The 22,027-nt window shown below is 38.6% G+C and carries 15 protein-coding genes; 11 read left to right on the top strand and 4 right to left on the bottom strand.

Annotation, left to right across the window (positions count from 1 at the left end; all coding sequences use genetic code 11):
• Positions 1-363: 363 nt before the first annotated feature.
• The 5 genes from RK02_RS06680 to RK02_RS06660 all read left to right on the top strand — a co-directional run bounded on the left by RK02_RS06680 (position 364) and on the right by RK02_RS06660 (position 6,507).
• Positions 364-1,071 carry a gamma-glutamyl-gamma-aminobutyrate hydrolase family protein gene (locus tag RK02_RS06680; protein ID WP_016183496.1) on the top strand — a complete coding sequence of 236 codons (708 nt, stop codon included), beginning with the start codon at positions 364-366 and terminating at the stop codon, positions 1,069-1,071.
• Positions 1,072-1,090: 19 nt separating this feature from the next.
• Positions 1,091-2,728 carry a peptide ABC transporter substrate-binding protein gene (locus RK02_RS06675; protein ID WP_016183495.1) on the top strand — a complete coding sequence of 546 codons (1,638 nt, stop codon included), beginning with the start codon at positions 1,091-1,093 and terminating at the stop codon, positions 2,726-2,728.
• A 120-nt stretch (positions 2,729-2,848) separates the two neighbouring features.
• On the top strand, positions 2,849-3,865 hold the full coding sequence (gene lplA / locus RK02_RS06670) for a lipoate--protein ligase (RefSeq protein ID WP_016183494.1): 1,017 nt from the start codon (positions 2,849-2,851) through the stop codon (positions 3,863-3,865).
• Positions 3,866-4,016: 151 nt separating this feature from the next.
• A complete protein-coding gene (gene efp, locus RK02_RS06665) occupies positions 4,017-4,580 on the top strand; it encodes an elongation factor P (protein WP_016183493.1) in 564 nt (187 codons plus the stop codon).
• A 718-nt stretch (positions 4,581-5,298) separates the two neighbouring features.
• The gene (locus tag RK02_RS06660) at positions 5,299-6,507 is read left to right on the top strand and encodes a chloride channel protein (protein WP_016183492.1); all 1,209 of its coding nucleotides are present in this window, start codon (positions 5,299-5,301) and stop codon (positions 6,505-6,507) included.
• A gap of 96 nt (positions 6,508-6,603) precedes the next feature.
• Here RK02_RS06660 and RK02_RS06655 read toward each other — a convergent pair whose 3' ends face one another.
• Both RK02_RS06655 and RK02_RS06650 read right to left on the bottom strand, forming a co-directional pair.
• Complete coding sequence (locus tag RK02_RS06655) at positions 6,604-6,891, bottom strand: GIY-YIG nuclease family protein (RefSeq protein WP_018451772.1); 288 nt, start codon at positions 6,889-6,891, stop codon at positions 6,604-6,606.
• Complete coding sequence (locus RK02_RS06650) at positions 6,884-7,636, bottom strand: tRNA1(Val) (adenine(37)-N6)-methyltransferase (protein ID WP_016183490.1); 753 nt, start codon at positions 7,634-7,636, stop codon at positions 6,884-6,886. The genes RK02_RS06655 and RK02_RS06650 overlap by 8 nt, the downstream gene beginning before the upstream one ends.
• 268 nt (positions 7,637-7,904) lie before the next feature.
• Here RK02_RS06650 and RK02_RS06645 point away from each other — a divergent pair, with 268 nt between their 5' ends.
• Positions 7,905-8,537 carry a lysophospholipid acyltransferase family protein gene (locus tag RK02_RS06645; RefSeq protein ID WP_016183489.1) on the top strand — a complete coding sequence of 211 codons (633 nt, stop codon included), beginning with the start codon at positions 7,905-7,907 and terminating at the stop codon, positions 8,535-8,537.
• 396 nt (positions 8,538-8,933) lie between these two features.
• Here RK02_RS06645 and RK02_RS06640 read toward each other — a convergent pair whose 3' ends face one another.
• Entirely contained in the window at positions 8,934-10,277 is a 1,344-nt protein-coding gene (locus RK02_RS06640) for a GHKL domain-containing protein (protein ID WP_018451773.1), read from the bottom strand.
• 30 nt (positions 10,278-10,307) lie between these two features.
• The gene (locus RK02_RS06635) at positions 10,308-11,024 is read right to left on the bottom strand and encodes a LytR/AlgR family response regulator transcription factor (protein ID WP_016183487.1); all 717 of its coding nucleotides are present in this window, start codon (positions 11,022-11,024) and stop codon (positions 10,308-10,310) included.
• 365 nt (positions 11,025-11,389) lie between these two features.
• On the opposite strand from RK02_RS06635, the gene RK02_RS06630 reads away from it, so the two are divergent.
• From RK02_RS06630 to RK02_RS06610, 5 genes are all read left to right on the top strand, one after another.
• The gene (locus RK02_RS06630) at positions 11,390-12,619 is read left to right on the top strand and encodes an exonuclease SbcCD subunit D (protein ID WP_016183486.1); all 1,230 of its coding nucleotides are present in this window, start codon (positions 11,390-11,392) and stop codon (positions 12,617-12,619) included.
• Entirely contained in the window at positions 12,620-16,078 is a 3,459-nt protein-coding gene (locus RK02_RS06625) for an AAA family ATPase (RefSeq protein WP_016183485.1), read from the top strand. It abuts the gene before it with no gap.
• A 193-nt stretch (positions 16,079-16,271) separates the two neighbouring features.
• Positions 16,272-19,460, top strand: coding sequence for a DEAD/DEAH box helicase (locus tag RK02_RS06620; RefSeq protein ID WP_016183484.1), 3,189 nt, complete (start codon positions 16,272-16,274; stop codon positions 19,458-19,460).
• Between the two features lie 839 nt (positions 19,461-20,299).
• Positions 20,300-20,698: a transcriptional regulator SpxA gene (gene spxA / locus RK02_RS06615; protein ID WP_016183483.1), complete on the top strand. Its 399-nt coding sequence runs from the start codon at positions 20,300-20,302 to the stop codon at positions 20,696-20,698.
• A 291-nt stretch (positions 20,699-20,989) separates the two neighbouring features.
• Positions 20,990-21,805 carry an adaptor protein MecA gene (locus RK02_RS06610; RefSeq protein WP_016183482.1) on the top strand — a complete coding sequence of 272 codons (816 nt, stop codon included), beginning with the start codon at positions 20,990-20,992 and terminating at the stop codon, positions 21,803-21,805.
• Positions 21,806-22,027: the final 222 nt, after the last annotated feature.

Genomic DNA, 22,027 nt, shown 5'->3' with positions numbered 1-22,027 from the left:
CGATTCAAACTAAGCGATTAGTTTGGCTCACTTGGTGCCTTATATAAGCTTTTGCCTATAGATGGAAAGACCATCTTTTTAAAGATTAGCACAAAAAGCTTCCTTTGTAAATAAATATTTATTATTTTAATAGATTTTAATTATGAATGTATCAATATTCATTATTATCAATTATAGTTATTATAATTATTGAAAGCGAAGCCATTAATAACAAAAGTATCAGTAAACATAGAAGATTCAAGCACTGTAAGTAATTTTTGCGATAGATACAAGCTATCACGTACCAAACAACCTATTTGACAGTCGGTGAATCCCTTCTTATAATCAAAGCTACATTATCCATGAACTGGGGAGTGAGGGAAAATGAGTCAATCAATTATAGGCATTGCTGGCAATATGATTCATGATGCTGGGGAAACTCTGTATCATTTGCCAGTTAGTTATATACCACAAGGATACATAGAAGCTGTGCAAAAAGCAGGGGGGATACCTTTGCTTTTACCTATTGGGCAACCAGAATTTGCCAAAACTTACATACAACAAATCGACAAATTAATCTTAGCTGGTGGTCAAGATATCCATCCAAAATATTACGGACAGTCAGAAGAAATCGATAGTAACTACTTAACTTGTCGTGACCAATTTGAGCTTTCATTAGTTGAAGAAGCTGTGCGACAAGAAAAACCGATTTTTGCTGTTTGTCGTGGCATGCAACTGTTAAATGTTTATTTTGGTGGCAGTCTTTATCAAGATATTGAGGATATGACCCCTGTGAATCATATGCAAAACCCAATTCCAAGAGAAGAGCCAACACATGATTTAATGATTGAAAAACAGAGCTTACTTTATCCAATCTATGGAAAACAATCAAAGGTAAATTCGTTTCATCATCAAGCCGTAAAAGAAGTCGGTGAATCCTTGACAGTAACGGCGCAATGTTCAGATGGAATTGTGGAAGCCATTGAAAATTCCAAACGTAGAATTCTAGGGGTTCAGTGGCACCCAGACTTTGCCTATAGCAAACAACCGCAAGAACAAGCGGTCTTTCAATATGTAGTGAATCAATTATAAACAGAGAGGATGTTGACAATTGAAAAAGTTAGTGAGTTTGTTGGCCGTAAGTACCCTTTTATTAGCAGCTTGTGGAACTGGAAATAAAAGTACTTCTACTAGTCAGTCAGGAGCTAAAGAAGTAAAACAAGAAATTTCAGTTTCTACACCAGGTGAGTTATCAACGTTAGATAGCGCGCAATATACGGATGTAAACAGTTCAGATATGATTGGACAAGTGACAGAAGGATTATATCGTCTAGATAAAAATGGTGACCCAGAGTTAGCCATGGCTAAGGAAAAGCCAAAAGTTAGTGAGGATGGTTTAACTTATACCTTTAAATTAAGAGATGCCCAATATAGCGATGGCACCCAAGTAAAAGCGGGCGATTTCGTTTATGCTTTTCAAACAGTCGTTGATCCAGCAACTGCTTCTTCAGCAAGTAGCCGGATGGATATTTTTAAAAATGCAAGTAAAATCCGTAGTGGTGAATTACCCGTTGATCAGTTAGGGGTAGAAGCTAAAGATGACCAAACTTTAGTTATACACTTAGAGAATCCAGCACCCTTCTTACCAGAAATTCTAACAGGAACGCCATTTATGCCAAAACAACAAGCTTTTGCCCAAGAAAAAGGGAAGGCTTATGGTACAAGTGCGGAGAATTTTGTCGGCAACGGACCATTTATCTTAAAGGGTTGGAATGGAAATAATGAAAGCTGGACATTAGAAAAAAATCCGAAATACTGGGATAAAGAAAATGTCCGCTTAGAAAAAATTAACGTACAAGTAGTGAAAGAAATTGCTACTGGAGTGAATTTATTTAACGATGGTCAACTAGACTATACTTTATTATCTGATGTTTATGCGCAAAACAATCAAGATAATCCACTTGCACACTTTGCACCAAAAGCGACAGTTGGGTATATCAGTGCCAACCAAAAACGTACTGTAACTGGCAACGTTCATGTACGTCAAGCGATTTTACAAGCAATCAATAAAGCTAGCTTTACGAAGAATGTCTTGGCCGATGGTTCTAAACCATTAAACGGTTTTGTACCAGCTAACTTTGCCAAAAATCCAGATACTGGTGAAGACTATCGTAAAGAAGCAGGCAATCTTATGAGTTATAATCTAAAGGCAGCGCAAAAGGCTTGGGAAACAGCGAAAAAAGAATTAGGACAAGACCAAATTCATTTAGAATTATTGGCATCTGATACAGCCGTTTCTAAAAAGACAGTGGAATTTTTACAAGGTCAATTACAGCAAAAACTACCTGGCCTAACCATTGAAATCAAAAATGTCCCCTTACAAAATCGTTTGGATTTGCAGACAGCGGGCGATTTTGACTTGGTTTATGGGACTTGGACACCAGACTATGCGGATCCAATCAATTTCTTAGAGTTTTATGAATCAACAGGTGGCTTAAATTCATCAGGTTATGTTAATAAAGACTACGATGCTGGTTTAGTTGAAGCACGTACTACTTTAGCGACGGATCCAGCCAAACGTTGGCAAAAATTAATTGACTTAGAAAAAACATTAATTGAAAAAGATACAGCTGTATTACCATTTTATCAAGGTTCAGTTGCTTATCTACAATCTAAACATCTAAAAGGATTACAAGTCTTCCCATTTGGACGTACGGTTTCTTATCGTTTAGCTTATGTTAGCGAATAATATTTACTCAATAGCAAAAAAAGTGGAAGTCAGATGACTTTCACTTTTTTTCGTGGTGGGCTATGCTTAAAGTGGTGAGTAAAAGCCTCCATGATAACATAGATAGAAAGAAGGATTACTATGCGTTATTACATGATGCCAAGTCGTGATATTCGCGTGAATTTAGCTACTGAAGAATACTTATTAAATCAATATGATTTAGCTGAACCATTATTATTACTCTATATCCAAGCGCCGTGTGTGATTATCGGTCGTAATCAAAATGCCTATGAAGAAATTCATCTTCCCTTTTTAAGGGAGCATAATATTACGCTGACACGTCGAATTTCTGGGGGTGGTGCAGTCTATGATGACCTAGGAAATATTAGTTTTAGCTTTGTTAGTCAAAAAGGTAAGCAAGCCTTTGGAGATTATCAAGGCGTGACTCAACCCATCGTCCAAGCTTTACAAAAAATGGGTGCAATAGCTGTAGAAGCAAGTGGTCGGAATGATTTATATATTGAAGGCAAAAAGTTTTCCGGTAATGCGATGTATACCAAAAATGGGCGCACCTATTCTCATGGTACTTTGATGTATGATGTCGATTTAAGTGTGCTAAGTCAGGTACTAAATGTCTCTAAAGAAAAATTTCAATCCAAAGCTACGCCATCGACTAGAAAGGTCGTGACCAATATTAAACCTTATCTAGCTAGTCAATATCAAGAACTGACCACCGAGCAATTTGGTGAGGCCTTACTTTGTGCCATCTATCAAGTGGATGATCTTAAAGCTATTTCGAGTCAACAAATTGTATTATCCGCCGAAGATCAAGCCGCCATTCAAGACTTGGTCGAAAGAAAATATGCTAATCATGATTGGATTTACGGAGAAACGCCACAATTTGATCTACAACGGCGCACGCGTATTCCGCAAGTCGGCATTATTGATATTAAATTATCTATGAATAAAGGGAAAATTACTAAAGCCCAGATTTTTGGCGACTTTTTTGGTCAAGAACCAATTGAATATCTCACTGAGCAGTTAGTTGGTTTAGCCTTTGAAGCTGAGGTTTTTGAAAACTTTTTAGCAACCTGCCAAGTGAATCACTATATTCACAATTTAACCAATCAACAATTCTTTTCTTTACTTTTTGACTAAGCAACGTTTTGGCGTAGGTTGCAAGAGTAAATAGGGCGAATGACGATGTAAATTTGCTCAACAAATTCTATGTTCAAACGCTAGCGTAAAGAGCAACTTTTTGATACAATGGGAAAGGAACTATTTTCAAATTGATAAAGGAGATATGTAAATGATTTCAGCAAGTGATTTAAGAGCTGGTATGACTTTTGTACAAGATGGTAAATTAATCAAGGTTTTAGAAGCAAGCCATCACAAACCAGGTAAGGGAAACACCGTAATGCGTATGAAACTTCGCGATGTACGTACTGGTGCAACTTATGATACAACTTTCCGTCCAGAAGAAAAATTCGAACGTGCACACATTGACACCAAAACGGTTCAATATCTATACACAATGGATGATACAGCGTACTTCATGGACTTAGAAACTTACGAACAATACGAAATCCCAACTGAAACAGTAGCCGAAGAAATGAAATACATCCTTGAAAACATGGAAGTAAAAATTCAATTCTTTGGAAGCGAAGTAGTAGGTATCCAATTACCAACAACAGTCGTTTTAAAAGTTGAAGAAACACAACCATCAATCAAGGGCGCAACTGTAACAGGTTCAGGCAAACCAGCAACAATGGAAACTGGTTTAGTCGTAAACGTACCGGACTTTATCGAAGCTGGTGAATACTTAGAAATCAACACAGCTGAAGGTACTTACGTAAAACGTGCAACTAAATAAGCGCAAAAAGATGTGGTTAACCCCACATCTTTTTTATTTCAAGGATGTGAAGTAGCTTGCTCAGACATGAGAAAATTCGAGTGCTACTCTCCATTGAGAAAATCAAAAAAGAGTTGAGATTTTCCCAATGGAGAGGCGAATTTTCGGCATGTCTAGCTACTGAACACAGATTTCATTAAAAATGCGAAGTGGATTGATCAGCCTCGAGAAAAAAGAGGATAGAGAACAACTCGCTTAGCTACGAGAAAATTTGAGTGTTACTCGGTGTTTGAAAAAAGGTAGAATGAGAATTTTTTTCAAACGACGAGGCAAATTTTCCGAGTAGCTAGTCGTTATCTACCGTTAATAAGATCCAGAATGGCGAGAAAGTCCTCTAGTTTAAAGACTTTCTGCGACAGGCTGGCTTATTTTCCGAGAGGCTATCCACTAAGCATAGATTATTTCAAGGATGTGAAGCAAGTCGGTCAACTTCGAGCAAATAAGATCTAGTCTGGGAAAAATAATAGGATTATAAAAATTTTTCACCAGACTAGCTTATTTGACGAAGGAGTTACTTGCTGAACACAGATTATTTCAAGCGTGTTTTGTAACTTTCTTAGCTATAAGCGATAAGATTTAGCTTGAGAAAAGTAGCTTGGTAGATTCTTTCAATTTCTATCCGCCTAGCTATTTTGGGGTAGTTTTGTTGGCAATAATGAAAATTAGGGGTGAAAGAAAAATGAAATTACACGGATATTCATTGGAAAAAATCAAGCATGTCGGTTTAGTCCTGATATTGAGTGTAATGATTGGCGTGTTAGTCGGAGCGATGGATGCTGGCTTTGGCATTGTGCTAAATCACTTAGCTAATATTTTTCAAGCCCATCGACTCATCTTATTACCATTTTTACCGTTTGCGGGAATGGCGTTTATTTATTTACAACGTCGCTATGGTAAAGATAGTCATCTAGGAATGGGATTGATTTTTAAGGCTGGTTATGGAGAAATAGCTAGTGTGCCTAAGCGCTTGGTACCATTTGCGATTATGGGTACTTGGCTGACGCATTTGTTTGGTGGTTCAGCAGGGCGCGAAGGGGTAGCTGTGCAAATTGGTGCGACCGTTGCTCATTGGTTTGGTCGTCAATTCAAAGGGATGAATTATAAACGATTTATTGTGATTGGGATGGCTTCAGGGTTTGCTGGCTTATTTCAAACACCGATTGCAGCAATTTTTTTTGCGATGGAAGTATTAGTTGTGGGACATTTGACCTATGATGTGTTGTTACCGACGATGGTGGCAGCTTTTGCAGCTAGCTTTACTTCAGCATTTTTAGGTTTAGATAAATTTAGTTATCAATTAGTAGTGGATGATCGCTTACCTTGGTTTTTAATCATTCGTTTAATTATTTTAGGACTTATTTTTGGATTAGTTGGTTATTTATTTGCTAAAGCGATGCGTTTTACTCGTCTAACCTTAGAAAATCATCTACCTAATCCGGTTTGGCGTATTGGCGTAATTGGTCTGATTTTAAGTATTACACTATGGCTTTTTGATCATGGACGTTACGCAGGTCTGGGAACGAATTTGATTGTTGCTAGTTTTCATGGCGGCACGATTCATACTTATGATTGGTTGTTAAAATTAGTTTTCACTGCATTGACCTTAGCAAGTGGCTTTCTAGGTGGGGAAGTGTTACCAATGTTTGCGATTGGCTCATGTTTAGGGGCAGCTATGGCTCCTTGGTTACATTTACCAGTTGATTTTGTTGCCGCACTAGGTTTTGCCAGCGTTTTTGGCAGTGCAACGAATACCTTCATTGCGCCAATTTTTATCGGTGCAGAGGTCTTTGGCTTTGATGGCATCCCATATTTCTTTATCGTATGTGCCATTGGCTATTTATGTAACGGCAACCGCAGCGTCTACAGCTTACAACGCAGTGAAATATAAGGATGTTCAGTAGCTCGCTCAGACATGTGAAAATTCGCCGTGGTCTTGAAGAACGGATCAAGACAACGGCGAATTTTTACTTTTTCAGCTTTTTCTTCAGTCAGCTGTTTCAGGGAGTTCTAGGGAAACGTGACTAGCAAGATAACGCTCTTTTTGCGCACGATTAAGCTGCTTAAAGGCGGCTTCTTTTTGCATGGCTTCACTTCGGGTAGTAAAACCTTCTGCATGAATCATTTTTAAGGGGCGGCGCTTGGCTAAGCGAGTATACTTAGCACCGATACCTTGATTGTGTTCTTTTAAGCGTCGCGGCAAATCAGTTGTATAGCCGGCATAAAGCGTAGAATCCTTGCATAATAGAACATAAAAATAATGGGTTTTATTCATTGCCATACAACATCCTTTTGATTTCGGGAGTATATTCACCTTGAGCATCATAGGTAAAAAGTGGCGGTAAGACTTTAAAACCGTCTTTTTTGCCGTGTAAAATGCCTTCAACTAAGAGAATATTGGCGGCTTTATCAGCTTTAGGATAAACAAACTGGACCCTTTTGGGCATAATTTGATACTTTTGCATGATTTCGATAATTTCTAAAAAGCGCTCAGGTCGATGGACTAAGGCTAGGCGACCGTTCATTTTTAACAGCTTGGCGCTGGTCTGAATAACGGTTTCTAAATTTGTATGGATTTCATGCCGAGCAATCGCTAAATAAGGATTAGGATTTTTGTGATTCGTTGGTAAATCCTTAAAATAGGGAGGATTACAGACGATTAAATCAATGCAGTCATGACCGATTAATTTAGGTGCTTCCTTTAAGTCGGCTTGAATGACTTGAATTTGCTCTGTTTTTTGATTTAAGGCTACACTGCGCTTAGCCATGTCACTTAATCTAGCTTGTAGCTCGATTTGAGTGATTTTTGCTGGTGTTTTTTGGCTCATAAACAGGCTGACTGCGCCATTTCCTGAACATAAATCAACAATTTGTCCTCTTTTAGGCAATTGAGGAAAGTTAGCTAGTAAAACAGCATCTAAGGAAAAGCTAAACACTTCGCTACTTTGGATAATTTGAATCGCATTCGCATATAATTGATCAATACGTTCATTTTCATATAAGGTTACATTTTCATTCATATGAAGCTCCTTGTTATTTATGTGTTTATAAAGTTATTTTTATCAAAAATCGTCAATAAAACAAAAGGTAATTGAGAAATCTTTAGACGGTTAAAACGAATTGTTTGGATAAAAGTTATTTATTTGTTATTTTGGTTATCAAATAAATGCGTGCTTTTTTCAAGTGCCATTATACTATGAAACTTTCAAACAAAAAAGTAAAAATTACTTGTCAAACGTTGAAAAATCTAGCATACTGAAGTTTAGAGATAATGAAAGGATGGAAGAAATGTTTTTCACATTTATGCGCGGCGTTGTCCGTTTTTTGTTTTTTATTGTGAATGGGAATTTAGAAATTCAAAATAAAGAAGTCTTGCCTAAGGATGAGAATTATATTTTGGTGGCACCGCATAGAACCTGGTGGGATCCGTTGTATTTAGCGGTAGCAGCTCGGCCAAAGAAGTTTGCTTTTATGGCTAAGGAAGAATTATTTAAAAATCCCTTCATCCGTTTTATTTTGGTTCATGCCAACGCTTTTCCGGTAAATCGGAAAAATCCTGGTCCAAGTGTCATTAAAACACCGGTGAAGCTATTAAAGTCTACTGATTTGAGTTTAATCATGTTTCCAACCGGTAGTCGTTATTCCAATGAATTGAAAGGTGGAATGACCGTTATTGCGAGAATGGCGAAGGTTAGGATTGTTCCTTGTGTCTATCAAGGGCCGCTAAGCTTTAAAGATTTACTGAAACGTAAAAAGGTGACCATTCGCTTTGGGGAGCCAATTGATGTGAGCGATATTAAAAAGACGGATAAAGCAAGTCTAGCGATAGTGGATGCACGCTTAACCCAAGCTTTTAATCAATTGGATGCGGAAGTCAATCCTAATTTTGTTTACGTCATCCCTGAGAAAAAAGAAAAATAGCCAAAGAAAAAAGCCCTCAAATCTGAGAGCTTTTTTTGGCATTTTACTTTAAATAATGTTCATTACTATTCCTTCCCATATGGATATTGTCAATTCCCTTAGCGAATGATTTCTTTTTTAACTATAGTTGATAATGAAGTTACTGTTTTTCTCGTATATTACTAGCGAGGCACACTAACAACCAAATTGGGGGGAGTTGATTAGTGTGTAAAGTAGTGGGGTAAAACTGTTGACATGATTATAAACAATAACTATGAGGAACAAAGTTAAAAAATAATAAAATGTTGTCTTTGCATTAATGAACGTAACAGTAAAATACGAATTAAATTATAACGTATCTAATGTAAATGCAAAGATTTTTTTCCTAAAAGGTCATTGAAAATACCTGAAAAGCAATTAAACCTTCTGAATGATTAATTCTTGGGTAAAAAAGTCTTGGTTGACTGTAGTCATTAATTCATAATGTGAATAATATTTAATTGCTTGGTGGACGAAGGTCAAGCCAAGGCCATGCTTTTTTTTATCCTTTTTACTTGTAAAATATTTTTGATGAAATTGTTCTAAGGGTAGACTATCTTTGTCGTAGGTATTTTGTAAAACTAGCTTCACGCTCGCTTCATCTTGCGTAATTAATAAGCAGATGGCTGGCTTCTCATTTTTCAGGCTATTTTCTATGGCATTATCTAATAAAATAGCTAAAATACGGATAAAAATAAGCAAATTAGGAATACAATCAAAGCAAATATCTTCTGTAATCACGATTGAAAAATCGATTTTTTGGGCTGCTGCTTGCCTTAGCTTAGCGTTCAGTAAGCTTTTGATTTCCATGCTTTTGACACGTTTTAACACTTCGATTTGCTGTTGCGTATCTAATAGCAGTTGCTGACTAGGGACCAGAATTTCTCGATAGATTCGCTTGATTTCCTCCACTTCACCTTTTTGGATGGCTAATTCTAGGCTGTACAGGATGTTTAAGGAATCATGACGAAACATATTCAATTCTTCGTTTAATTGTTCAATTTCTTGAGTATAGTTTTTGATACTACGCAAATGTGCATTGGTTTGTGAGCGCCATTTCGCGTTGGTATAAAAAATCATCCATAAAATCAAACCGAAAATGAAAACTGTAAAGGCTAAGTAAAACAGCGTCATATCATTGAAAAATAATTGCATAAACCAAGACTGTGGATGGCGAAATAAAAATAATTGTGAAGCTGCAACAATTAATAAAAATAAAATGACGTTTAATATTGGAATTAGCTGGCTTTGTGTGGCAAAGAAGTAGATTTCTTCAAAACCACGACTAGGTGCTTTGGAAGCTAAAAAAAGATTGACCACACTAGAAATAAAGTAGCACGATAAATGAATGAACATTATTTCATACTTGCCTTGAGTCAGCCATCGTGCCACTAGCTCTTCTAATTCGTTGGTAAAGCTATAGATAATTACGGTATAGCAGCTTAGAAAAAAGAGACTACTCATAGTTAGGCGACTTTCGTAGAGTTTTTTATAAAGTAGGCTAAGTAACAATAATAAGAGCACAATAGCTGGATATAAAATAAAGCGCAAATGAAAACTAATCCCCAATGCGAGCACTCCAGCAATGACTCCGATGGTGAAAAATTGATGCTTTGAGGCAATATTTCTCGTTTGGGTAATTTTGCAAAACATCGTAAAAAATGCCCAACTATTGAATAAAAAGATGGCTGTTTTTAAGCCAATCATTAAGCTGCTATCCATAAAAATTCGCTTCCAATCTATTTAATACATTTAACCCATTTGCTCCAAGACGGTCTTTAAATTTTTTCTTGAAATAGGGAGCTCGACCTGTTTTTTCGTAAGTAGCGTCCGCTTTGTTCGATTCACCTCAATAATTGCTTGCCGATTGACTAAAAACGAACGATGGATTCGCACTAAATTAGGGTGTAGGGTTTCTAACTCATTTAACGAGCTATAAAAATTCTTATAAAGCTGATCACCAATCATGGCGATTCGATGCATCCCAATACTTTCAAAGTAGTGAATATGGGCTAAGTTTACTTTAAAAACCGCATTTTTCGATTCAATGGTCAAATATTCTTCCTCGATAAATTGATTTTTACAGGTAAAATAATTATCCAAGCATTTTTTGACCGATGCCTTAAAATTACTTAATGCATCGTTTTTATTGATGAAGGTTAGCGCATTGACAAAATATTTATATGATTGCAAAGCCAAATCAGTATGGCTAGAGACAAAGACAATAATTCCTTGATTATCGAGATTACGAATTTTTTGCGCAGTTAATAAGCCACCTTCTGTTTCGTTTTTAAGATGAATATCCAAAAAATAAATATGAAAGCCAGACGTTAAGGCCACTTGGTTTAATAATTCTTCTGGTTTATGAAAAATATAAAGTGATTCATGTTGTGCATTCGATTCTCTTTTAATCAAATCAAATAGATATTTTGAATGAAGCTTATTATCTTCTAATATAAAAATCGCCATGGCCGCCCTCTTTTCCTCGGAAAACTATATAATTTAAAATAAAAATGATTTATTTCACAAAAATAGCTAAATACTAAGCTGAACTCATTTACGAAAAATTAAACAAACGGATGATTAACTTTTGATATAACTATCTGCTAAAATCATAGCACAGATTGTTTAAAAAGATTAGTCTAATTTTAATTTAAAAACACATTTTAGTTATCGACCATTCATTAAATTTACTTAAGTTAGGATCATTTAAATTGAAAAACTTTTGGCAATTCTCATTTAGCCTTTAAAAAAAGTGTTATAATGGAGGGAAGAAGTTTTTCCACAAAGCTTATGATTGAGTAGGAAAAATATTTGGCAAAGGAATCGATAGAATGAAAATCTTACATACTGCAGATTGGCATATTGGCAAGAAATTATTTGGCTATGATTTATTAGCCGAACAACAAGCGATTTTACAACAGATCCTAGCGATTGCTAAAAAAGAAAAGGTGGAGGCAATCATTATTGCTGGAGATGTTTATGACCGTCAATTACCTGATCAACAAAGTGTATCCTTAGTGAATGCTACTTTTCAAGAGTGGAATTTAACTGAGCAAATTCCGCTTTTGGTTATTTCCGGCAATCACGATTCGGCTGTGCGCCTGGCTACGGGTAATCCTTGGTATCAACAGAGCCAGTTCTTTTTGCATACCACTTTAGCTCAAGCCATTCAACCAATTACGTTAGCGGATTGTCAATTTTATCTACTACCTTATGTAGAGCCTTATCAAATCAAGCAATTTTTTCAAGAAACGAATCCTAAGCATCCCTTAGCCCAAAACGTTCCCAGCTTAGAAGCTGGCATAGCCGCAATAATTGACTTGATGAAGGCAAGCTTTGATTTAGAGAAAAAACAAATTCTAGTCAGTCATTTCTTTGTGGCTGGCAGCCAGCGCCAAGAGTCAGAAACGCCACTAGAAGTAGGGGGATTGGCGAGTGTAGCCGCGGATCTTTTTGGCGATTTTGCCTATGTAGCGTTAGGTCACTTGCATTCACCAAAAGCGCTGACAAAGGGCAATATCCGTTATAGTGGGGCACCATTAAAATATGCAATTGGTGAAAGCCAAGATACCAAAGGCGTCTATTTGCTTGATACTGATTATTTAACTAATCAGTATCAAGCTAAGCAAAGTTCTCAAGCCGTGCAAGCGCCGACTGGATTGACTGAAGCGGCTTTGCGTTTTATTCCGCTAACACCTTTACATGAATTAAGAGCGTTGACTACTAATTTTGGGCAGTTGCTTCATCCAGATGACGCCTTAAAGAAAATCAGTGAGGACTATTTGGCCATTACCTTGACGGATCATGAGCCGATTTTAAATGTTATGGCCCAGCTACGCAGTCAATATCCGCGTCTGTTAAGTGTAACGCGTCAGCAAATCGCCTTGCAACAGACCGATAATCAGTTATCTTATCAAGAAGTACAAAATGAATTATCACCTGAAGAATTAGTTCAAGCCTTTTTTAAGCAGCTAACCAATCAAGAACTTTCCAAGCTACAAACGACCTGGCTCAATCAAGGATTACAGGCAATTCAATCTACAGAGACAAAGGATGATTAGATGTTACCGCAAAAATTAATTTTAGAAAATATCGGCCCTTTTATTGATGAAACGATTGATTTTAGTGAATTTTTAGCCCACGGTCTTTTCTTAATTACCGGTAAAACGGGAGCAGGGAAGAGTACCATTTTAGATGCGATGAGTTTTGCCTTATTTGGCGAGCCGATTGGGAATTCACGCCAATCAAAGGAGCTGCGTTCTAATTTTGCCTTACCGACCAGTCTGTGTCAGGTAACCCTTGAATTTAGTCATCAAGATCGTCTGTATCGTATTACGCGTAGTCCTTTGCAGCAAATTGCCAAAAAAAGAGGAACAGGCTTTCGCGAGCATAAGCCTCAAGCTTTCTTAGAGGTGTTTGATCTGAGTGGCAAGGAAATTGATGCGGTAAGTGGCTTGCAAAAGGTGAATATGTATATTGCTGATTTATTACAGTTAAATCGTCAACAATTTACTCAGATTATGCTCTTGCCTCAAGGCGAATTTCGGCGCTTTTTATTAGCTGATAGTGAGGACAAGACCAAGCTATTGCGTACCTTGTTTGCCACCATGGACTACCAACGCCTGACCGATTGGTTTAAAGAGCAGCTTGCCAATAAACGCCAAGGCTTAACGCGCCAGTTTGAACAGTTCAGTCAATTAAAAACGCAATTTCAATGGACAAACGAATTAACAGAAGAACAGCAACAAGTACTAAATAAAGATTTAGTGACCTTCATTACTGAAGCAACGAGTGATTTAGCTGAGCAAGAGACGACCATCCAAGAGAAAAAGCACCAATTAAGTCAGCTAAAAGCCCAACTAAAAGCTTTCCATCAGCAAATTGAAGCCGGTCAATTATTGCATCATCAGCAAAAGCAATACGAAGAAGCCTTTAACCAACACGCCGCTTATCAAAAAAAGGCGGCTGATTATGCACAATTGGCACAAAAAATAACGGAGCTTGAGTGGCTTAAAGATCAGGCAAATTTATGGCAGCAAGCAATAGAAGAGCAACAGCAATATCAAAAAACACAACAAGCCTATCAGCAAGCCCAGCTCGATTTAAAGCAAGCCAACCTTGATTGGCAAAACTGGCAAGCCGGTCAAGCATTACGCCAAGCTAATGAACAAGCAGCCGAGCAAATCCAAAATGAGCTGCTGCAAGTAACCCAACGCTTACCCTTAGCTGAATTATTGACGCAAAAGCAAGCCACTTGGCAAAAAAATCAAGTGGAGCTTAATCAATTGCGCCAACAAATAGCTGCCAAAAACCAACACCTTGAACAAAGTCAGGCCAATTTAGCTGCCAATAGCCAAGAATATGAAAGGCTCCAACAGCAACAAGCTCAACAAGCGCTTTGGCAACTAGCGCCAACTGATCAGTTTCAGCTCACACAGCTACTACCTCAAATTCAGGGGCTGTTTCAAAATATCGAACAGGCACTCACGTTAAGAAAAAGCTATGTCGCTGAGCAAGCGATTATCGCTGAAGAAAAAACGAAATTACTAGCGCAGCTAACCGTAAGCCAACAGGAAAATATTGAACTATTAAAGCTTAGATTGCAGCTAACTCTTGAACAAGGCCAAGCTTGTCCAATTTGTGGTTCATTGGAGCATCCGGCATTAGCTAATGAGCACCAAGCCCAACAGCTTAACCAACAATCGCTTCTAGCCAGTGAGGAGAAATTACAGCAATTAAATCAGCAAAACGAGCAGCTACTCTCTCGCCAAAGTCAGCTAGCCACCCAAATGACACAGGCCAATCAGCAAATTCTAAGTGATTATGAACGGTTTGTGCAGCAATTACAAGCCTATCTAGTTCTTTTGCAACAGGTACAACAGTTTATCCCGGATGCGCAAGCCCATTTTTCTGATGCGATGCGGGCACTTGCTAATCAGCTCCAAGGACAAACGAATCAATTAGTCCAGCAAGTAAACAACTGGCTTGGTGAATGGCCAAAAGAAACAATCGCCAAAGAATTAAATCAAGAAAATGCTACACTAGCATCAGTCATGCTGACAATGAGCGCACAATTACCGCCAATATTAGCGGATTTGGCCGCAAGCTATACGTTGTTTGATCAATTTTATACAGCCCTAACGACGAGCCAGACTAAGCTAGCTAGCCAATTAGCGACTTGCCTTGAACAACAGCAAGTCCTACAAGCTGAAGTCCAAGAGTTCAGTCAGCTATTACAAGAGCAACAGCAGCATCTGCAAGCTCAAGAACTACAGGCAGAAAAGCTAGCTGGTGAATTGGCGAGCCTACAAGGACAATTAGCCCCATTTACCCTAGCTGAGTTAACGACGAAAAAAGCTGAATTAACACAAAAACTGGCCACACTTAACGCAAAAATTGCCGCCGATAAATCCCAGGAGCAAACCCTAGCACAAGCACGTATTCGCCTAGAAGAAGCCATCCGGATTTTATCTGAGCAAAGGATAGTTCAAAACACGCAATTACAGGCTAGATTCCAGCAGATTTTCCCAACGATTAAACAACTGCAGGCTAGTCAATTAGCCAGTCAGGACGACCAGCAATTAGCCCAATTACTTGAGGGCCTTGCCTTATGTATCGAACAAACGACTCCCGAGGCCTTTGATACTCAGCTAGCTGATTTGACATTCACGCATTTGTTGACTTATCTTCCATTTGTTGAGCAATTACCAGCATTAAAAGAAAAGTATCAAACGTATCAACAACAGGTGCAAATGCTTGAACAACGCTTGCAAGAGCTTTTACCGGCAAGTAAGCAACCAAAAGTCGATTTAAGCCAATTACAAGACAAGGTCCAGCAATTGCAGGATGAAGCAGACGAAAATCAGCGCCAAATCGCGACTTTAGCGTTAAGAAGTACACAAAATCAGCAAGTTCTAGCGAATTATCAAGCCTTACTTTCAACTAACCAACAGACGATGGAAGAGGTCAGTGCTTTTGCGCAACTAAGTGATGTCGTCGCAGGGAAGAATCAGCAAAACCTAAGCTTAGAGCGTTATGTCTTGCAGGTTTACTTCAATGAAATTTTAAAGGTTGCCAATAAACGCTTATTACAATTAACGAAGGGTCGCTATACCTTATTGATTGATCAAAATAAGGGTAGCTACGTTCGAGCAACTGGTTTAGAATTATTAATTTACGATGCACATAGTGGGGAAAATCGTCGGGTCCAAACACTATCAGGGGGCGAAAGCTTTATTGTCGCCTTATGTTTAGCCTTATCTTTAGCTGATGTCATTCAGCAACAAAGTGGAGGCATTCAAATTGAAGCGCTCTTTATTGATGAAGGCTTTGGTACCTTAGATGAAGAAGCACTCGCTCAGGCGATGCAAGCATTGATGCAAATTGAAAGTGAAGGGCGCTTAATTGGTATTATCAGTCATGTTCGTGAATTAAAAGAACAAATTTATCAACAATTACAAGTCAGAACAAAGGGCAATGGTCAAAGCCAGCTAGTTAGCCAAAGCATGGAGATTGGTTAAGCATTATCGCTAGCTAACTAGCAAATCCCCTAAGTATAAAGAAAAATCAAATCCCAAACAAGCTAGCTATTGCAGCAAACCAACTAGAAAGGTAAGTAAAGTCTGGGGCAGCGTAAGCCAAGTGTTGCAGCTAGCAAGAAAAAATAGTATGAAGATTAGGAAATCTTAAAAGTTTAGAAAGGCAGTGTGAAGCATGAAGTGGAGTATTCCAGAAAGAATCGTCAGTCGAGGCCGCAAATATATGGAAGAAGGACGTGTATTATCCATTGTTGCTGATCCAACACAACAACTTTGGCATGCGGAAGTTCTAGGTAGTGAACGTTATCTGGTGGAACTAGATGCCACTGCCAAAGAAGAAGACTACTGCCAATGCCCTTATTGGCAAGAACACGGCTATTGTAAGCATACCGTCGCAGTTGAGCTCGCTTTGAAGAAAATGGGTAAAACGCGCCAACAATTAACTGAGCATGCGCCTAGCTTTAATCGGACCCCCGCTCAGCTACTAGCCAATAGTCTCAAAAAATTACACGTACATCCCCAAGGCTATTTGGATAATCAAGCTTTGACTGTCAGCTTTCAACTTGAAGTTTTGGAGGTGAATCCATATCATCCAGAGCATAGTCTATTAGTAGCTAGCTTGCGCCTAGGCTATCAAGGAGAACGGCTGTATTTGGTCAAAAATTTAGCGCAGTTTTTGCAATGCTACCAAGAAAGCAATTATTACACTCTTAATAGCAAAAAACGTTATTTTGTCGCTCGCGAATTATTTACCAAAGCTGAGCAAGATTTGATTGAACTGTTTATCCTTGCCAATCAAGCGCAAGAAGGTCTGTTGCAACTAACTTCGGTGGCTAAATTACAGCTGGATAAAAAATATCTCGTGCTTAATCTGACGACATTAAAGCAGTTAGCGGCCTTTAGTAAGCAGCAGTTAGGCAGTTTAATGCTTCACCAGCAAAAATACCAACCCTTTTTTGTTGATGAATCCACGGATCCACGCTTTACTTTTGAGCTAACCCAAACAAATGAAGGAGCTCGTTTAAATTTAGCTGACGGCTTTGATTTACTGTTGACCTATTATCAGGGAGGCTTTAAGCAGGACACCTTTTATAGTCTAAATAGTCAACAGCTACGGATTTATCAAAGCATTCATCAACTAAAAAAACGCTTTGATCAAGTGGAATTAACCTATCCAGCCGCTGAATTGGAAAACTTCTTCCAACAACAGCTCCCATTATTAAAGCAAATCGCCCAGATTCAAATTGATGCCTCCTTACAGCAACAAGTACTACAGGTCCCCCTGGTGAGTCATTTTTATTTCATGAAGCAACAGGGACAATTGATCCTACAGGTGGCTTATCGTTACGGTGAAACCATCTTTTCAAGTAACCCTAAACGTAGTAGGGCAACGAATCAACAACAGCTTATTTTAAGAGATCGTGCAAGTGAAGAGCGGATTGAACGATTTATTGAAATGCTCGGCTTTGTCCCCAACGAAAAAGGCTATCAAAAGCAATTACCAACCGGGGCAGCCTTACATCATTTCTTTAGTGTCGAATTAGCGCAATTTGCCCAATTTGGTCACATTCATCTAGGAGAGAAGCTCCAGGCCCTTAAGCTATCAGAAGAAAAATTAGCGGTGCAATTAGCCGTTGATCGCCAACAATCCTGGCTAGATGTTCGCTTTGAAGTCAGCGGAATTGAAGAACAAGAGGTCAGTCAACTAGTCAAAGCCTTACTAGAAAAAAGCAGCTATTATACTACGCAAGCAGGTCAAATAATCGATTTAACGAGTGAAACGTTTACCAAAGTCGCTCAATCCTTACAAGCGATTCGCCAATTTGGCCAATTAGCTGGCAATCACTATCAATTACCACTTTATCGTGGAGGAAATCTTCAACACTTATTGGCGGACAATCAGGAAATCCAAGCCAGTCAAGCTTACGAGCAATTTGTCTATGATTTAACCCATCCTGAACAATTTGCGGCTAAAATTCCCGACCAACTGCAAGCTAGCTTACGCAATTATCAGCTTGTTGGCTTTCGCTGGTTAAAAATGCTTAGCAGCTATCAGCTTGGTGGAATTTTGGCGGACGAAATGGGGCTAGGGAAAACCTTACAAACCATTACCTATCTATTATCGGAAAAAGAAGAACAAGGTAGCTTGCGAGCTTTAATCGTTGCCCCAGCCAGTCTAGTCTATAACTGGCAACAAGAATGTCAACGCTTTGCTCCCAGTCTTAAGGTCGCTGTCGCAATCGGCCAAGCGAGCGAACGCGCCCAACAAATCGCAAAGGATGCCGAAATTATCATCACCTCCTATGCCAGCTTGCGCCAAGATATTGAACAATATAAAAAGCAACAATTTGACTGCTTGATTGTTGACGAAGCCCAAATGGTGAAAAACAGCCAAACCAAGACAGCCAAGGCCTTACGAGAATTAGTGATTGCCAAACGTTTTGCGCTCAGTGGGACTCCGGTTGAAAATCGCTTAGAAGAATTGTGGTCTATTTTTCAAATGATTATGCCAGGCTTTTTCCCAAATCAAACCGCCTTTAGACAGTTATCGACTGCTCAAGTTGCACAGATGATTCAACCATTTGTTTTAAGGCGCGAAAAACAAACTGTTTTAACCGATTTACCAGAAAAAATCGATATCAACTATTATAGTAGCCTAACCGAGGAGCAAAAGACGATTTATCTGGCCCAATTAGAAAGTATTCGGCAGTCGCTAAATCAAATGGACAGCCAACAATTTAGCCAATCGAGAATGACCATCCTAGCTGGGCTGACGCGCTTGCGCCAAATCTGTTGTTCACCTGCGCTCTTTATGCCCGATTATCAAGCCGAATCTGGTAAGTTAGAGCAGCTCAAAGCACTGGTTAGCCAAGCCAAAGCGAACCAACGGCGGATTTTGATCTTTTCACAATTTACGAGCATGCTGGATATTATCCAACAAGCACTAGCCGAATTAGGCTACGACAGCTTTTATTTACGAGGCAGTACGCCAAGCAAAACACGCATGGAAATGGTCGATGACTTCAATGCCGGCAAATGTGATATTTTCCTTATCTCATTGAAGGCAGGCGGTACCGGCTTAAATCTTACTGGTGCCAATACCGTTATCTTGTATGATCTCTGGTGGAATCCAGCCGTTGAAGAACAAGCTGCCAGCCGTGCGCATCGCATGGGGCAAAAAGAAACCGTTGAAGTCTGGCGCCTCATCGCCCAAGGTACGATTGAAGAGAGAATGTATCAGCTCCAACAAGAAAAACGTGAACTATTCGACCAAGTCATGCAAGGCAGCGAACAATCCTTACACCAACTAACCGAACAAGACATCCGCCACATCTTCGCTATAGGCGAAAAGGATGTGAAGTGAATTGAACAGCCACGAGAAAATTTGAGTGTTACTCACCGTTAAAAAATAGATGCAGTAAAAAATTTTTTTCAACGGTGAGGCAAATTTTCCGAGTGGCTATTCACTTCACACAGATTAGAAAAGGATGTGAAGTAGCTTGCTCAGACATGCGAAAATTCGAGTGTTACTCTCCAATGAGAAAATGAGAAAAGTGCAGAAATTTTCCCATTGGAGAGGCGAATTTTCGGCATGTCTAGCTACTGAACACAGATTGCGAAAAGGATGCCTAGCAAGTTGGTCAACTACGAGAAAATAAGTTCCAGCATGGTGGGAAAATCCGTTTATTTAAAGATTTTCTACGCCAGGCTGGCTTATACGTCGAAGTGTCTAGTCGTTAGACACAGATTACACCAAGGATGCCTAGCAAGTTGGTCAACTACGAGAAAATAAGTTCTGTTCTGTCAACAAAATCCATCGTTTTAAAGATTTTACTGACAGAACGGATTTTTTGAAATGTTAGTTATTTTATCTTGAGTTTAAAAAGTAAAATGAAAAACAATTGATTTTGCAGGATTGATTTTTGGATGAAAAACTATTTCTATTTTCTTTTCTTATAATAGAAACAAAGGTATCGCTTACATAAATTTTAGAAAGATTACCCAAAAGCTTGAGTTCATCGCCTTTTATCGCCGACATTTCCTAGCCCTACTTAGCTAATCCGACAAAAGATTCTTAATATGACTACTTTTATAGAAACAAATGAAACATCCCCCCCTAGTAATTGCTTGCATAATTATGTATAATGTGAATGTGAAGAAGTGTTAGATGTTTTATTATGGCCAATGAAGGAGTGATTTTCTGTGTTAATTTTATATACCTCACCGAGCTGTACTTCCTGTCGCAAGGCTCGGGCTTGGCTAAAAGAGTATGATATTCCCTTTGTTGAACGAAACATTTTCTCTGAACCATTGACAATTGATGAATTAAAAGCAATCTTACAAATGACTGAAGAAGGAACCGAAGAGATTATCTCAACCCGTTCTAAGGTATTTCAAAAGTTAAACATCAACCTAGACGAGCTACCTTTGAAAGATTTATTGAAGTTAGTTCGTGAAAATCCAGGTTTATTGCGTAGACCGATTATGATTGACGAAAAACGGCTACAGGTTGGGTTTAACGAAGATGAAATTCGTCGATTCTTACCTCGCGACATTCGTCAATTAGAATTAAGACAAGCGCAATTAATGGCGGGTCTATAATCAAAAGAGGAAGCAATCACCTACAGGAATAGATTACTAAACAGGGCTGGAAGTGTGTAGACTTACCAGCCCTATTTGTATAAGGATGTGAAGCGACTGGCTCAGCTACGAGCATCTAGCCGAAGCAGCTGCAATATGAGCTTTGCGTTCAATTTATATAGGCTACAAACAAGACAAAAGTTAGGTATAGGGTACAAGCATCTAGTTGTTTCCAGTTTTTTTGCTTTACTTTTTTCTTGGTTTCGCTACAATATTACTAGAAAGAATCAATAGAAATGAGGTGTAAACGATATGGAAGTAGAACATATTAATGATGATACCGTGCGCGTTTACATTCGCAATGAAGATTTAGCTGCTCGAGGCTTTACCTTTATTGACTTATTAGGGGGACATCGTGAGATTGAAAGCTTCTTTTACAGTATTTTAGAAGAAATCGATGTTGACGACCAATTTAAAGGCAGTGAAGCTGTCACTTTCCAAGTATTACCACGAGGAGACGGCTTAGAACTATACATTACTAAAGATATGAATTTTGATAAAATGGCTGATTTACCTTTCTTCCAAGGGCCAAATGCCAAAACTGTTGATGCAATTGATGAATCACTGACTGAAGACGAATTAGAAGCAATTGGTTATATAGATGATGAAGATAGGTTAGAAGCAGAGCAAAAACAAAGCGAACAGCCACGTTTACCAAGAGGTGCGAATGAACAGCAGATGCGAGACTGGGTGAACCGAATTAAAGGTGAAACAGAAAGCATCAAAGCGCAAAATCAGCAAAACAAAGAAAAAACCAAACCTCGTCGCAAAATTGTGCCAACGGAATATGTCTTTGTCTTTAACGATTTTGAAGAAGTCATCCAAGCCACGCAAAAAGTCAATATTATTGGTATAGATGCTAAGCTATATGAGTTAGAACAGCAATTCTATCTAGTCGTGACCTACCAACGAGGCCATAACGAACCTGAACATATGGCAATGCAAAACGCTATTTTTAAAGAATTTGCCCAACCTACGCACCTAACCAAGGATGTCTTACAAGAACACGGCAAAGTCCTATTTGCCAACGACGCACTAATGGAAATCAAAAAAATCTTTAAAGGGTAAGATAAGGATGCCTAGCAAGTTGTTCAGCCATGAGCAAATAAGAAATAGTCTGGGAAAATTGTAAACAAAGACAAATTTTTTCCAGACTATCTTATTTGCCGAATGGTTACTTGCTAGACACGGATTAGATAAGGATGCGTAACGACTTGCTCAGCTACGAGAAAATTTGAGTGTTACTCTCCAATGGGAAAATCAAAAAAGTAATGAGATTTCCCCATTGGA

The sequence above is a fragment of the Enterococcus columbae DSM 7374 = ATCC 51263 genome (assembly GCF_000406925.1).
In the GTDB taxonomy this organism is placed as follows: domain Bacteria; phylum Bacillota; class Bacilli; order Lactobacillales; family Enterococcaceae; genus Enterococcus_E; species Enterococcus_E columbae.
The sequence above is the reverse complement of the archived record's forward strand: the minus strand, read 5'-3'. Positions and strand labels throughout refer to the sequence as shown.